This is a genomic window from Pantoea sp. DY-15 (assembly GCF_019795935.1).
GTDB classification, from domain to species: Bacteria; Pseudomonadota; Gammaproteobacteria; order Enterobacterales; family Enterobacteriaceae; genus Pantoea; species Pantoea leporis.
The window spans coordinates 401,297-415,792 of the sequence record NZ_JAIMIF010000005.1 but is presented as its reverse complement, the minus strand read 5'-3'; the positions used below and the strand labels follow the sequence as shown (position 1 = coordinate 415,792).

Below are 14,496 nucleotides of genomic sequence, written 5' to 3'. Positions count from 1 at the left end.
ATTAGGCAATTGGCGCCAGATGACGTCATTAAAGATCATGATTTATAACGATAAATCATTAAGAATTGTCTTGTGAGAAATTTCCTGCAAGAAAGCAGACACGTCTCAAATAACGCCATTAAGCAGCTGATATTCAGCCTATCGATTTATTAGCGCCCTTTTATCATTTTGCTCAGTGACTATCCCCCCGATGGACATCACTGACGTCCAGACCGTTTGTCACCACGATCGCCAGGAATGCGCAGCTTCGACAGGGAATGACACAGTAATCAGCGCCCGTAAACGTGAGCGGGCACAACATGTCCTGAGAGACATGAAGGAGTATCGATGTTTATTCCCGGTTTGCGCACTTCACCGCGCCTGCTTGCCTTGTTAATGCCTTTGTTACTTACCGCCTGCGGAGGCGGCGGCGGCGGCGGAGGTGGCGGTAGCGCGGCAACCTCGCCCACCACCGGCACCCCTGAGACACCCACGCCAGCTCAGCCCAGCGCTTCAGGCAATGCCAGCAAAGTCGGCATTATTGATTCAGGGTTATCGCCCGATCGCAGTGAAATCAATTACGCCAACGTGCAGTTCACCAGCTACGTCGGCGGCGGCAGTAGTTTGAATGATAATCAGGGCATTAACGGTCACGGCACCGTGGTGGCGCTGACGTTATTAGGCCTGTCGCCGGGCAGCACGCTGTATGTGGCGCAGGCATCGCAAAACAATGTTTTTCAATACGACGATACCGCGCGTGCGGTGAGCGGCCTGCTGAGCCAGGGCGTGCGGGTTTTCAATATGTCGTACGCCTCCAGCGAGCGCTTAACCTCCGCACAGGCGCTATCCGATGCGCAGCCGCACTATCAGGTGCTGGTGCAAAGCATGCGTGAGATTGCGGCCGCTAACGGTTTGGCGGTGGTGATCACCGGCAATGGCGGCACTGCAACACCGTCCCCTAACGCGCAGCTGCCGTTGATTTATCAGGACAGCGCGTTGCAAAAGAATATGCTGGCCGTTACCGGCGTGATGGACAGCACCTCATACGACACGGCGAACCGCGCGGCGTTAACCGGGCCGTTTGATGCCTGTGGTAACGCCGCGGCATGGTGCCTGAGCGCACCGGGATACACCGATTATCGCTTTCAGAACGCCGATGGTACCTGGGTAAATGCGCGTAGCTACGGCACCTCGTTTGCCGCACCGCGCGCCGCTGCGGCCGCTTCGCAAGTGTTGCAGCGCTTTCCGTGGATGAGCGGCTACAACCTGCAGCAAACGTTGCTGACCACCGCCACTTATCGCAGTGATGCTTACGCAGGCGCTGCGGATAGCGCAAACGGGCGGCCTTACAACAACACCTTCGGCTGGGGCGACCTCAACCAGGCGAAAGCGCTCAACGGTCCGGCAATGTTCTGGGCCAATGATTTTCACGCCAGCCTGGATGCGGGTAGCTATGTCTTCTCGAATGCCATCAGCGGCGATCGTGGCCTGATACTCGACGGCGCCAATAATGGCGGCGTGCTGCGGTTAACCGCTAACAACAGTTACCTCGGCCAGACCAGCGTTGCCGCCAATACGTTGCTGATTGAGGGTGCGATTGCTGGCAGTGCCAACGTCAGCGGCAGTGGCACTTTAGGTGGCAGCGGTGTGATTGGCGGCAGCTTACTCAATCAGGGAACGGTCAACGGCGGTTTGCAGGTGCAAGGCGATTACCAGCAACGCAGTAATGGCGTGCTCAATATCGCGTTAAACAGCCCACTGCGTGTAGCAGGCCACTCTACGCTGGACGGCACGCTAAACCTCGCGCCCCCCTCATCAACATATGTGGTGAAACAGCAGGAAACGCTGCTGACCAGCGATGCGGGTGTTAGCGGCCAGTTCAGCCAGGTCAATACTGGCGTGTTTCTTGATGGTTCGGTCAGCTACAACGCCAACAGCGTCACTGGCCAGCTGACGCGTAAAAATACCGCAGCAGTAGCGGCAGCGCTGGGCATGAACAGCGCCAGCACTCAGCAAACGGCCGCGAATCTGGAGCAGGCGTTTAGCGTAGCGGACAGCTGGCAGCAACAGGGTTCACTGAGCAGTGCGCAGCAGTCAGCGCTGGGCGCAGCAGGAGCGTTTCAGTCGCTGGCAGATGCCCGCAGTGCGCAGGCCGCCATCAATTCACTTTCCGGTCAGGCGCACGCTTCCAGCAACGCGGTACTGTTTAACGCACTGGATTATCAAAGCCGCCTGTTGAGTAACCGTATCGCCGATGCCAGCGCCGACAACCGTTACGGTTTCTGGCTGGAGAGCGGTCAACTGCGCGGTTCACTGGATCAGGCGGGCTACCTCGGCACCGATTACCGCAACACGCTTACCGCATTGGGCGTGGATAGCGATTTGGGTATTCCTGGTCTGCGCGTGGGCGTGGCCTGGACGCAGAATCAGATCGACTCAACCTACGACCAAAGCGGCGGCACCAGCCGTAATCGCCTGCAAGGCGCGATGCTGTATGGCCGCTACGATTTGACGCCAGCATGGTATCTGCAGGGCAATCTCAGCTATCAACATGGTCGCGATGAGTTAAAGCGTCTGGTGTTGCTGGATGAAGCTTCGCCGGTGTCATCGACCACCAGCAGCAACAGCTGGCAGGCGGCGCTGCAAAGCGGCTATCGCTGGACAATTGAGGAGAATTATCGCCTCGAACCCTATCTCGGCTGGCGTGAAACCGGGCTGGATACCGGTGCGTTTGAGGATAAGGGCAGCGCGTTTGGTCTAAGCGGCGACGGCGACAGCTATCGACGCAGCGTCGGTTATAGCGGTTTGAGTATCAGCGCACGGCAGGATTGGTCGGCTGGATTGTGGAGCATGCTGAGTCTTTATGGCGAATACCAGTACGCATTCAACAATCCGTCGATGGATGTCAGCGCGCGCTGGGGCGGATTTGGCGATGACCAGAACCGCTTCACGATTCCCGGCATGCAGCTTGATCGCCGTTCGCAGTGGTTAGGTGTGCGGTTGGATGTGGCGCAGACGTCACGCGCGCACCTGTTCCTGCGCGCCGATCAGCACTTCGCCGATCGCGGTGACGAGAAAGTGCTGCGCGGCGGTGTGGATGTGAGTTTCTGAGTCCTGCGCATCAATGCGCATCCTGCGGCGCAGGGTCACCGCTAATGGCGTTATGCTTGTCAGATAAGCAGCGCGCTGACATCGCAGGGGTTCCGCCCGCTAAGCATCTGGCAGTTTCAGAATGCATGAAGCAGGCGGCCGGGCTAAGGTCCGAAGGCGCGGACCTTAGCAATCCGCGCCTTGCGCCGTCCTCGCTGTTCCCTCGCTTATCCCTCCGGCTTGACGGACCGCGCGGATTCGCCTTCCTGGCTCATGCCGCGCTTTCGCCGACGTCCTGTCGGCTCATCCTGGCCGTCACTCTGCGCTCGGCGCTGCGGATGGCGCCCAACACCGCCGCCTGTGATGACAGTGCCCGAACGGTTTTTTCGTAGGGTGAGCATTCATGCGCACCAGGTCACCATGAATGGCGACCCTACGGGATTTGTAGCGATGGTGAGTCAAAATAATGCATTGATGCAGCAGCGCGGGTGTTGAGGCGACATCCCAACCCGCTGAGCGAATGAGGGATTCCAGGGCGAGCCGCATGGATGCGGCGAGAGGCGGCGCTGAGCAGGAGCGAATCGACGCCGGTCCGTCAGAAATCGTGAATGAGTGAAGGCACCGCGAAGCGGCGGGTTGGGCTGGCGCAGGGCCCGGGAGTGCAGAGGGCGCGGCCAGGCGTCCTCTGCTCGGTCGCCGCACGAAAGTGCTGCAACTGCCTCAGCACATGGCGAACGAAAGTCGCTCTGCGCTTAACTGAGCGGCATTACGCCATTCATGGCGACCTCACTCACCTTACATCGGCCAGATATGATCGATGATCAGTTGCACCGAACGATTGCCGCGGTATTCATTGATATCCAGCTTATAGGCCAGCTGCACCTGACGCACGCTGCTGTCTGGCCACAGCGTGGTATCCACGTTGAAGGCAATCCCATCCAACAGCGGGCCGCCGCCGAGCGGCTCGACCATCACTTTCAAATGACGCTCGCCCACTAACCGCTGTTGTAACAGCTTGAACTTGCCATCGAACACGGGTTCCGGGAATGCCTGGCCCCACGGACCGGCCTCGCGCAGCATTTCGGCAGTATGCAGGGTAAACTCCTGCGCATGCAGTTCGCCGTCCGACCAAATCACGCCCTGCAACGCTTCGCCATCCAGCCACTCATCAATCAACGCGGCAAATCGCGCACGGAACTCCTCGTACTTCGCGGTTTCCAGTGACAATCCGGCCGCCATGGCGTGACCACCAAATTTGATCATTAAGCCAGGGAAAAGCGTGTCGAGACGCTCCAGCGCATCGCGCAGATGCAAACCCGCAATTGAGCGGCCCGAACCTTTCAGCGTGCCGTCTCCGGCGGGGGCGAAGGCGATCACCGGGCGATGGAAGCGCTCTTTCAAGCGCGACGCCAGAATCCCCACCACGCCCTGATGCCATTCGGGATGGTAGAACGCCAAACCCAGCGGCAGATCGGTATGCTGGCGCTCCAGCTCATCGCACAGCGCCAGCGCTTCGCTCTTCATGCCCTGCTCAATCTCTTTACGCGTCTGATTCAGTGCATCAAGTTCATTCGCCAGCATGCGCGCCTGGGAAATATCTTCGGTGAGCAGCAACGCCACGCCAACCGACATATCATCCAGACGACCGGCAGCGTTGAGGCGTGGACCCACGGCAAAACCAAGATCGCTGGCGGCGAGTTGACGCGCATCACGGTTGGCAATCTCCAGCAGCGCGCGAATCCCGGCGCGGCATTTGCCCGCGCGAATACGACTCAAACCTTGCCACACCAGAATGCGGTTGTTGGCATCCAGCGGCACCACATCGGCTACGGTGCCCAGCGCCACCAGATCCAGCAGCTCCGCCAGATTTGGCTCGGCGCGGCTATCACTAAACCAGTTTTGCTGACGCAGGTGCGCACGCAGCGCCAGCATCAGATAGAAAGCCACGCCAACACCCGCCAGCGAACGTGAAGGGAATTCGCTGTCGTTGAGGTTCGGATTCACAATCGCTTCAGCGGCAGGCAAGGTTTCGCCCGGCAAGTGGTGATCGGTAACCAGCACCGGAATGCCGTGCTGATGCGCGGTATCCACACCGGCATGTGATGAGATGCCGTTATCGACGGTGAGGATCATTTCCGCACCGCGCGCTTTAGCCTGCTCAACCACTTCCGGACTCAAACCGTAGCCATCTTCGAAACGGTTTGGCACCAGATAATCAACGTTGCCGCCGAGGCTGCGCAGCGCCAGCACGGTTAACGCGGTGCTGGTGGCGCCATCGGCATCGAAATCGCCCACCACCACAATGCGTTTGCCCGCCAGCAGCATCTGATGCAGCAGCGTTACGGCGGCTTCGATGCCACCGAGCGTTTGCCAAGGCAGCAGATGTTTAGCGCCGCGCTCCAGTTCCAGCGCCAGTTTCACGCCGCGTTGCAGATACAAGCGGCGCAGCAATGGGTGCAAATCAGCGGGTAAGCTGGCTTCGGTCTCGGCTTCGCGCCGACGCAATTCAACAGAATGAATCACTGTGCGTTAACCGCCACGCTTCTGGCCGTCAAGCACCTGCTTCAGCTCTTGCGGTCCCTGATAGCCAGGAATCATCATGCCGCTATCCGTGAGAATGGCTGGCGTACCCTGAATGCCAAACAGGATGCCGAGTTTGTACTGCTGCTCGATATTGATTTTGCAGGTCGCTGGCGCATCCATCTGCGGCGCATCGCCTTTCATTGCTGCATCGAAAGCTTTGTTACGATCGGCGCTGCACCAGATGGCGCGCATGGCTTTTTCTACCTGACCATTCAGACCTTCACGCGGGAAGGCCAGATAGCGCACGGTGATGCCGAGCGCGTTGTAGTCGGCCATCTGCTCATGCAACTTGCGGCAGTAGCCGCAGGTGATGTCGGTGAACACGGTGATGACGTGCTGCTCTTTCGGCGCTTTATAGACAATCATGTCTGGCGCCAGCGCAGTGACTTTTTTGTCCAGCAGCTGGTTGGTAACGTTGATCGGCTGGGTGCCGCTGACATCATATAGCGGGCCCTGAATCATGTGCTTGCCGTCTTCGGAGACGTAAAGCACACCGCTTTCGGTCAGTACGGTTTTGATACCCGGCAGCGGGGACGGCTGGATTTCAGCCTGCTGCAATCCCAGTTTTTTCAGCGTTTGCTGAATAGCGTTGTCATCGGCATGCGCCAATCCAGTGAATGCACTGACCAGCAGAGCCAGCATCGTTAGCTGCTTTTTCATCTTAAATCCTTGTTACCGCATCTCAAGCGCGCGGATGATGCTGTTGATGTAACAGACGCAGACGCTCAGTGGCGACGTGCGTATAAATTTGGGTAGTCGAGAGGTCGCTGTGGCCCAGCAACATCTGTACGACGCGTAAATCGGCGCCGTGGTTCAGTAAATGTGTGGCAAATGCGTGGCGCAGCACGTGCGGCGACAGCTTTTCGCTATCGATACCGGCAAGGGTCGCATAGTGTTTGATACGATGCCAGAAGGTCTGCCGCGTCATTTGCTGCGCGCGCTGGCTGGGAAACATCACGTCCAGCGTTTGCCCGTTGAGCAGCCACGGCCGGCCATGTTCCATATAGTATTCAATCCAGTAAACCGCTTCTTCACCTAACGGCACAAGCCGCTCTTTGTTGCCTTTACCGATCACGCGCACCACGCCCTGACGCAGACTGATATCGCTGATGGTCAAACCCACCAGCTCCGTTACGCGTAAACCGGTGGCGTACAGCAGCTCCAGCATCGCCTTGTCGCGCAGTTCGAGCGGCACATCAATGCTCGGTGCCTGTAGCAAGCGTTCGACCTGGTTTTCACTGAGATCTTTCGGCAGACGCTGCGGCAGTTTCGGTGCCGACAGCAGCGCGCTGGGATCGTCGCTGCGCACTTTTTCCCGATAGAGATATTGGCACAAGCGGCGAATGGCGCTGAGGGTGCGCGCCGAGCTGGTGGCTTTGTAGCCGCCCTCAACGCGTTCGGCAAGAAACTGCTGCAAATCAAGCGCTTCAAGCGTTAATAGCGTGCGATCGTGGTGATGCAGCCAGCCGGTGAGCGTTTGCAGATCCTGCCGGTAAGAGGCGAGCGTATTCTGCGCCAGATTACGCTCAATCCAAAGCGCATCCAGAAACTGTTCGATCAGATCGCTGTCCTGCACTGTACTCTCCGCCCGTGTGAAATCGTGCTCATTATGCCTGAAAGTAGCCTGCTTCTGGTACAATTGCCCCCGAGTCAGGTTCAGACAGAGCATTAATTGCATGAATATCGGTTTGTTTTATGGTTCGAGCACCTGTTACACCGAGATGACGGCGGAGAAGATTCGCGACTTTATCGGTGAAGAATTAGTCACGCTGCACAATTTGAAAGATGACGATCCGTCGCTGATGGAGCAGTACGATTTGCTGATCCTCGGCATTCCGACGTGGGATTTCGGTGAGTTACAGGAAGATTGGGAAGCGATTTGGCCACAGATTCCGGCGCTGAATTTGCGCGGAAAAATCGTGGCGCTGTACGGCATGGGCGATCAGGGCGAATACGCCGAATGGTTCCTTGATGCGCTGGGCATGCTGCACGAACTGCTGCAGCCGATGGGCGTGCAGTTTGTGGGTTACTGGCCGCTGGAAGGCTATGAGTTCACCAGCAAAAAACCGCTGACCGCCGATGGCACGCAGTTTGTCGGTTTGGCGCTCGACGATGTTAACCAGTTCGAACAGAGCGATGAGCGCATTGAGCAGTGGTGCGAACAGATTCTGACGGAAACCGCAGCGCTGCTTTAAGGCAGCGTTTGACCATCCCTTAGAAAACAGCAGGCGCGCAGCGTGCGCCATTCACCGGGCGGCAGGTTGTCATGCATTAACCATAGCCGCCAGCGTTTTCCCTGCTGATTACGCAGCACCAGCAAAACGCCATACGGCAACCAATCCGCATTACGTTCCGCTCGCCAGCGCACGCCGCGCCACAGCCAATTGCCCTTCACGTCCAGCACCAAATGACCTACGCGCTGAACCAAACGGCGCTCGTTACGCCAGCACTCCGCCAGCAGCAGCACTAACACCGGCGCTTTGCTCCACGCCCACGCGTCAGGCCACTCCAGCGCCAGCAGCAAACCGGTGCACAGTAGAGAAAGCGTCACATTCAGTGCGCGCGCACTGCGTGACGCTCGCAGATCACATTGCCACCGGACCGCGTTCACGGTTGCGCTGCTGAATCAGTTTCACCATACGTTTGAACTCGGGATCAACCGGTTCACCGTGATTCATCAACCAGTTGAACAGATCGGGATCGTCACTCTTTAGTAGCGCGATAAAAACCTGCTTATCGGTGTCGTTCAGCGAATCATATTCAAATTTGAAAAACGGCATGATAGCCATATCCAGCTCCAGCATGCCGCGACGGCATGCCCATTGGACGCGGGCTTTGTCGTTAATTTCCATGTCTCAGGTTCCATGACTAAAAACAGTGGGGCTCAGTGTACCTGCTTTTTTTTCTCGCTGCAGGCGCTGTGCTTAACCCTGTGCAATACCTCGGCGTTACATCCCCCAGTTTGCAATGGGTATCACGCGATTTGTGCGCCATATTCAGTAAACAGGTTGCAAAGCCGCACTGCTCTTTTACCATTGCAACCTATTACCTCATTAATCAGGAAAGAGACATGTCGATTTTTACCCTTCCACCTCGCCAGCCTGCTGCATCGTCACGCCTGCCTTTAACCCTGATTTCGCTCGACGAATGGGCGCTGGTTAAGGTGCAAGGCAACGACAGCACGTCTTATCTGCAAGGTCAGTTGACGCTGGATGTCGCGGCGATGGGCGAGACGCAGCATCGTCCCGCCGCGCACTGCGATGCCAAAGGCAAAATGTGGAGCAACATTCGTCTGTTCCATCGCAGCGAAGGTTACGCTTACGTGGTGCGTCGCAACCTGCGTGAGCAGCAGCTTACCGAACTGAAGAAATACGCGGTGTTCGCCAAAGTCACCATCGTGGCTGACGATGAAGCGGTGCTGCTCGGCGTTGCCGGTTTCCAGGCGCGCGCCGCGCTGGCAGGCGTATTCAGCACACTGCCGGATGCGGAAACGCCGGTAGTACAGCAAGGTGAGAGCACGCTTTTGTGGTTTGATCAGCCAGCCGAACGTTTCCTGCTGGTGACCACGCCAGAACAGGCGAATGCGTTGAAAGAGAAACTGGCGGGAGAAGCGCAGTTCAACGACAGCCTGCAATGGCTGGCGCTGGATATTGAAGCGGGCATTCCGGTGATTGAAAGCGCCACCAGCGCGCAGCTGATTCCACAAGCCACCAACCTGCAGGCGCTGGATGCCATTAGCTTCAAAAAAGGCTGCTACACCGGCCAGGAGATGGTGGCACGCGCCAAATTCCGCGGTGCGAACAAACGCGCACTCTATTGGCTGGCAGGTAAAGCCAGCAAAGTGCCGGAGGTTGGCGGTTCGATGGAGCTGCAGATGGGCGATAAATGGCGTCGCACCGGCACCGTATTGAGCGGTGTGCAGTTGGATGACGGCAGCGTTTGGGTGCAGGTAGTGATGAATAATGATTTGGAGCCAGATAGCGTATTGCGCGTGGAAGGCGACGAAAGTGGCAAATTGACCATTCAGCCGCTGCCGTATTCATTGACAGAATAATTGCGGGCCAGGTCGGCACTAAACACGTAGGGTCGCCATTTATGGCGACCTGGATTGAGCTTACATCACATAAAAATAAATCGCGCAGAAGTGCAATACGCTGCCGCCGAGCACAAAACCGTGCCAGATGGCGTGACTGTAAGGAATACGGCGCGAGACGTAGAATATCACCCCTAGCGAATAGACAATGCCACCGGCAGCCAGCAGCCAAATCCCGCCCGGCGACAGTTTGATCGCCAGCTGATAAATCACCACCAGCGACAACCATCCCATACCGAGATAGGTCACCAGCGACAGCGCTTCAAAGCGGTGGGCAAAGGCGATTTTAAACAGAATACCGGCCAGCGCCAGGTTCCAGATCACCACCATTAAGCCTTGTGCCAGCGGCGAATTGAGCCCCACCAGCAAGAACGGCGTATAAGTGCCAGCAATCAACAGATAAATGGCGCAGTGGTCAAATTTCTTCAGCCAGTGTTTGGCTTTTTGATGGGGAATGGCGTGATACAGCGTTGAGGCGAGATAGAGCAAAATTATGCTGCCGCCGTACAGGCTGTAACTGGTGATTGCGGTAACGTTAGCTTGGGATTCAACGGCTTGCGTCAACATCAACACCAGGCCAATGATGCCGAAAATGCAGCCGATTCCGTGGCTGATACTATTGGCGATCTCTTCGGCCAATGAGTAGCCCTGGGCAATAACTGGGGTTTGTACCATGAGGGGATTCCTGAACAACGGAAAAAGCGAGTGTGCTATTTCTGAGCAACCAGAGTAACCGGGATAATTTTCAGAGTACACATGTACGCTAAAATAAATCTGTGAGTGGGTGTGACAGGCGAGGGTTTGAATGAATCGGTCGCCATGCATGGCGACACTTCGCACGGATACTGTTTTATGGGGTCGGTATTGATACCGGCTTGGTGATTATCGTCCGCCAGCCGCATCAATAAAGGTGCCCGTCACGTAAGACGCCGCATCGCTCGCCAACCAGACAATCGCTGCAGCAATCTCTTCTGCCTGGCCGCCGCGTCCCATTGGCAATGCGCTCGCCAGGCGATCGACTCGACCCGGCTCGCCGCCATCGGCGTGCATGTCGGTATAGATAAGGCCAGGACGCACGCTGTTGACGCGAATGCCTTGCGATGCCACTTCCAGCGACAACCCTTTAGTCAGCGTATCCATCGCCCCTTTTGAGGCGGCGTAATCCACATATTCGCCTGGCGCACCGAGACGTGACGCAGCGGATGACACATTGACGATGGCGCCCCCTTTGCCGCCATGATGCGTGCCCATGCGTTTTACCGCCTCACGACAGCAGATGAACGTGCCGGTGACATTGGTGGCGAACACGCGCTGAATACGTTCGGCATCCAGATCTTCCACCCGACATTGGGTAAACAAAATACCGGCATTATTCACCAGCACTCGCAGCGCGCCCTTTTGCTGATCCAATTCGGCAAACATACGTATGACCTGCGCTTCATCGCCAATATCGGCCTGCAGCGCAAACGCACTGCCGCCCTGCGCTTCAATCTCTGCCACCACGCTTGCCGCTTCGGCTGCACGCTGACGATAGTTGATCGCCACGCGATAACCCGCCTGCGCCAGCGATAGTGCGGTTGCGCGTCCAATGCCGCGACTACCGCCGGTAATCAAAGCCAGATCCATTTTTGCCTCCACAAAAAAGGGCCGAACAATCGGCCCTTTCATAAATATCACCCGCTACTTTAGCCTAAATAATTTGAGATACAGCAAGGCGGCAAGTTCATTCATCCCCGGGAGCTTACATCAGTAAGTGACCGGGGTGAATGAGCGCAGCCAACGCCGCTGTGGCTCAAAGTATGACGGCTAAATTATTGGTATTCGCTCATTGGTACACACGAACAGAAGACATTGCGATCGCCAAATACATCATCCAGACGTTTCACCGTCGGCCAGTATTTATTGGCGCTACCGGCCGGGAATACGGCCAGCTCACGGGTATACGGATGCGCCCAGTCGCCGACGATTTCTGTCTGCGTGTGCGGTGCGTTCACCAGCGGGTTATCTTCCAGCGGCCATTCGCCATCGGCAACGCGATCGATTTCCATGCGGATGGCCAGCATCGCATCGATAAAGCGATCCAGCTCGATTTTGCTTTCTGATTCCGTGGGTTCAACCATCAGCGTACCCGCCACCGGGAATGACATGGTTGGCGCGTGGAAGCCGTAATCGATTAGACGTTTAGCAATATCCAGCTCGCTGATACCGGTCTGCTCTTTCAGCGGACGAATGTCGAGAATACATTCGTGCGCCACGCGGCCATCGCGGCCGGCATACAGAATCGGATAGGCCGATTGCAGACGGCTGGCAATGTAATTGGCGTTCAGGATCGCCACCGAACTCGCTTGCTTCAGACCTTCTGCGCCCATCATACGGATATACATCCAGCTGATTGGCAGAATCGATGCGCTACCAAACGGTGCGGCAGAAACCGCGCCTTGCTGCGTCAGCACGCCATCAATTTGCACCACGCTGTGACCCGGCACGAACGGTGCCAGATGCGCTTTAACACCGATTGGCCCCATACCCGGACCGCCACCGCCGTGCGGGATACAGAAGGTTTTGTGCAGGTTAAGGTGCGATACATCCGCGCCGATGTAACCTGGCGTGGTGATACCGACCTGCGCATTCATGTTGGCGCCGTCGAGATACACCTGGCCGCCGTGCTGATGCACGATCTGGCACACCTCGCGGATGGTTTCTTCATAAACGCCGTGTGTTGACGGATAGGTCACCATGATGCACGACAGCTGCTCACCCACCTGCGCGGCTTTCTCACGCAGATCGCCAAGATCGATGTTGCCTTGTTTATCACACGCCACCACCACAACTGACATGCCCGCCATCTGCGCCGATGCCGGATTGGTGCCGTGCGCCGAGCTCGGGATCAGGCAAACATTACGGCCGCCTTCGTTACGACTTTCGTGGTAACGACGAATCGCCAGCAGGCCGGCGTATTCGCCCTGCGCACCTGAGTTGGGCTGCATGCACAGCGCATCGTAGCCAGTCAACTGCACCAGCCATTGCGACAACTGGCCAATCATCTGCAGATAACCCGACGCCTGCTCAGCCGGGCAGAATGGATGCAGTTCGGCAAATTCCGGCCAGGTGATTGGAATCATCTCCGCCGCGGCGTTAAGTTTCATGGTGCACGAACCGAGTGGGATCATTGCCTGGTTCAGCGCCAAATCTTTTTTCTCCAGGCTGTGCATGTAGCGCATCATCTCAGTTTCGCTGTGATGACGGTTGAACACCGGGTGCGTCAGGAAGGCGCTTTCACGCACCTGACCAGCCGGAATCGCACTGTTTTCCGCAGCAACAGCGGCATCCAGCGCATCAATGTCCTGACCGTGCGCATCGCCCAGCAGAATGGCGAACAGCGCCAGCACATCTTCACGGGCGGTGGTTTCATCCAGCGTAATGCCAACCGCATTGTGGATATCGCTGCGCAGGTTGACGCCGAAGCTCTGCGCGCGGTTCAGCACCGCCGCTTTATCGGCCACTTCAACCGTCAGCGTATCGAACCAGCTGTTGTGGCGCAGCTTGAGGCCACCGTTTTGCAGGCCCGCAGCCAGAATGCTGGTCAGACGGTGAATACGTGAGGCAATGCGTTTCAGGCCAACCGGACCGTGATACACCGCGTAGAGACCGGCGATATTCGCCAGCAGCACCTGCGATGTACAGATGTTGGAGTTGGCTTTCTCACGACGAATATGTTGCTCGCGGGTTTGCATCGCCATACGCAGCGCGGTGTTCCCGGCGGCATCGCGCGATACACCAATAATGCGACCAGGCATCGAGCGTTTGTGCTCGTCGCGGCTGGCGAAGAACGCGGCGTGTGGTCCGCCGTAACCCATCGGCACGCCGAAACGCTGGGCAGAACCAAAGACGATATCTGCGCCCTGCTTGCCTGGCGCCTCTAGCTGCACCAGCGCCATGAAATCTGCGGCTACGCTCACCACCACTTTGCGGCTTTTCAGCTCGGCAATCAGTGAGCGGTAATCGTGCACTTCACCGTGCGTACCCACCTGTTGCAGCAACACGCCGAACAGATCATCGTGATCCAGCGCCTTGTCAGCACGATCAATAATCAGTTCAAAACCAAAGGTTTCTGCGCGGGTGCGCACCACATCCAGCGTCTGTGGGTGGATGTCATTGGCGATGAAGAATTTGCTGGCGGTTTTCAGTTTGCTAACGCGCCTGGCCATCGCCATTGCTTCGGCAGCAGCGGTCGCTTCGTCCAACAGTGACGCGGAAGCGATGTCCAGACCGGTCAGATCCAGCGTCAGAGTTTGGAAGTTGAGCAGCGCCTCAAGACGGCCCTGCGACACTTCTGGCTGATACGGCGTATACGCGGTGTACCAGCCTGGATTTTCCAGCATATTGCGCAGGATGACGGGCGGCGTGATCACCGCGCTGTAGCCCATGCCGATCCAGGATTTATAGCGTTGGTTCTGACTGGCAATGGCTTTCAGCTCTGCCAGCGCTTGCTGCTCGGTCGCCGCAATGCCTACTGCAGGCGGGCCTGGCAGTTGGATGTCGGCAGGCACAATAGAACTGATCAATGAGGAGAGCGAACTGGCACCAATCGCTTCCAGCATTAAGGCCTGTTGTTCCGGCGTAGGACCGATGTGGCGCTCAATGAAAGCACCGTTGTGTTCAAGCTGGCTGAGAGTCTGGGTCATTTGCAGTAAATCCTGAATCGGGCTGGGTTACAAAAATGGCGTTAAATCAGGCAGATAAAAAAGAAG

The 14,496-nt window shown here is 57.2% G+C and carries 11 protein-coding genes; 3 read left to right on the top strand and 8 right to left on the bottom strand.

Features of this window, described 5'->3' with window-relative positions:
• The first annotated feature begins 327 nt into the window (after positions 1-327).
• The gene (locus K5Y32_RS19655; RefSeq protein ID WP_222185536.1) at positions 328-3,090 is read left to right on the top strand and encodes an autotransporter domain-containing protein; all 2,763 of its coding nucleotides are present in this window, start codon (positions 328-330) and stop codon (positions 3,088-3,090) included.
• Positions 3,091-3,864: 774 nt separating this feature from the next.
• On the opposite strand, the gene recJ is transcribed toward K5Y32_RS19655, so the two are convergent.
• The 3 genes from recJ to xerD are packed head-to-tail and all read right to left on the bottom strand — an operon-like array spanning position 3,865 to position 7,228.
• Complete coding sequence (gene recJ, locus K5Y32_RS19650) at positions 3,865-5,592, bottom strand: single-stranded-DNA-specific exonuclease RecJ (RefSeq protein WP_222185535.1); 1,728 nt, start codon at positions 5,590-5,592, stop codon at positions 3,865-3,867.
• Between the two features lie 6 nt (positions 5,593-5,598).
• Positions 5,599-6,312, bottom strand: a complete 714-nt coding sequence (gene dsbC / locus K5Y32_RS19645; RefSeq protein WP_101761962.1) for a bifunctional protein-disulfide isomerase/oxidoreductase DsbC — start codon at positions 6,310-6,312, stop codon at positions 5,599-5,601.
• 22 nt (positions 6,313-6,334) lie between these two features.
• Positions 6,335-7,228, bottom strand: coding sequence for a site-specific tyrosine recombinase XerD (gene xerD / locus K5Y32_RS19640; protein WP_008108233.1), 894 nt, complete (start codon positions 7,226-7,228; stop codon positions 6,335-6,337).
• Positions 7,229-7,328: 100 nt separating this feature from the next.
• Here xerD and fldB point away from each other — a divergent pair, with 100 nt between their 5' ends.
• Entirely contained in the window at positions 7,329-7,847 is a 519-nt protein-coding gene (gene fldB / locus K5Y32_RS19635) for a flavodoxin FldB (RefSeq protein ID WP_101761960.1), read from the top strand.
• Here the strand turns inward: fldB and K5Y32_RS19630 are convergent.
• Positions 7,844-8,203, bottom strand: a complete 360-nt coding sequence (locus tag K5Y32_RS19630; protein WP_354467272.1) for a protein YgfX — start codon at positions 8,201-8,203, stop codon at positions 7,844-7,846. The two genes, fldB and K5Y32_RS19630, sit on opposite strands and share 4 nt — an antisense overlap.
• A 34-nt stretch (positions 8,204-8,237) precedes the next feature.
• Complete coding sequence (gene sdhE / locus K5Y32_RS19625) at positions 8,238-8,504, bottom strand: FAD assembly factor SdhE (RefSeq protein WP_101761958.1); 267 nt, start codon at positions 8,502-8,504, stop codon at positions 8,238-8,240.
• A gap of 218 nt (positions 8,505-8,722) precedes the next feature.
• On the opposite strand from sdhE, the gene ygfZ reads away from it, so the two are divergent.
• Positions 8,723-9,706, top strand: coding sequence for a tRNA-modifying protein YgfZ (ygfZ, locus tag K5Y32_RS19620; RefSeq protein WP_101761957.1), 984 nt, complete (start codon positions 8,723-8,725; stop codon positions 9,704-9,706).
• A 60-nt stretch (positions 9,707-9,766) separates the two neighbouring features.
• Here ygfZ and K5Y32_RS19615 read toward each other — a convergent pair whose 3' ends face one another.
• The 3 genes from K5Y32_RS19615 to gcvP all read right to left on the bottom strand — a co-directional run bounded on the left by K5Y32_RS19615 (position 9,767) and on the right by gcvP (position 14,430).
• On the bottom strand, positions 9,767-10,420 hold the full coding sequence (locus tag K5Y32_RS19615; RefSeq protein ID WP_222185533.1) for a hemolysin III family protein: 654 nt from the start codon (positions 10,418-10,420) through the stop codon (positions 9,767-9,769).
• 207 nt (positions 10,421-10,627) lie between these two features.
• Positions 10,628-11,371, bottom strand: coding sequence for an SDR family oxidoreductase (locus tag K5Y32_RS19610; RefSeq protein WP_222185532.1), 744 nt, complete (start codon positions 11,369-11,371; stop codon positions 10,628-10,630).
• Positions 11,372-11,556: 185 nt separating this feature from the next.
• The gene (gcvP, locus tag K5Y32_RS19605) at positions 11,557-14,430 is read right to left on the bottom strand and encodes an aminomethyl-transferring glycine dehydrogenase (protein WP_222185531.1); all 2,874 of its coding nucleotides are present in this window, start codon (positions 14,428-14,430) and stop codon (positions 11,557-11,559) included.
• Positions 14,431-14,496 lie beyond the last annotated feature (66 nt).

Bases quoted from the DNA above. Each gene is read 5' to 3' on its own strand.
- K5Y32_RS19615 (WP_222185533.1), bottom strand. From the start codon at position 10,420: ATGGTACAAACCCCAGTTATTGCCCAGGGCTACTCATTGGCCGAAGAG.
- sdhE (WP_101761958.1), bottom strand. From the start codon at position 8,504: ATGGAAATTAACGACAAAGCCCGCGTCCAATGGGCATGCCGTCGCGGC.
- fldB (WP_101761960.1), top strand. From the start codon at position 7,329: ATGAATATCGGTTTGTTTTATGGTTCGAGCACCTGTTACACCGAGATG.
- gcvP (WP_222185531.1), bottom strand. From the start codon at position 14,430: ATGACCCAGACTCTCAGCCAGCTTGAACACAACGGTGCTTTCATTGAG.
- K5Y32_RS19655 (WP_222185536.1), top strand. From the start codon at position 328: ATGTTTATTCCCGGTTTGCGCACTTCACCGCGCCTGCTTGCCTTGTTA.
- dsbC (WP_101761962.1), bottom strand. From the start codon at position 6,312: ATGAAAAAGCAGCTAACGATGCTGGCTCTGCTGGTCAGTGCATTCACT.
- K5Y32_RS19610 (WP_222185532.1), bottom strand. From the start codon at position 11,371: ATGGATCTGGCTTTGATTACCGGCGGTAGTCGCGGCATTGGACGCGCA.
- ygfZ (WP_101761957.1), top strand. From the start codon at position 8,723: ATGTCGATTTTTACCCTTCCACCTCGCCAGCCTGCTGCATCGTCACGC.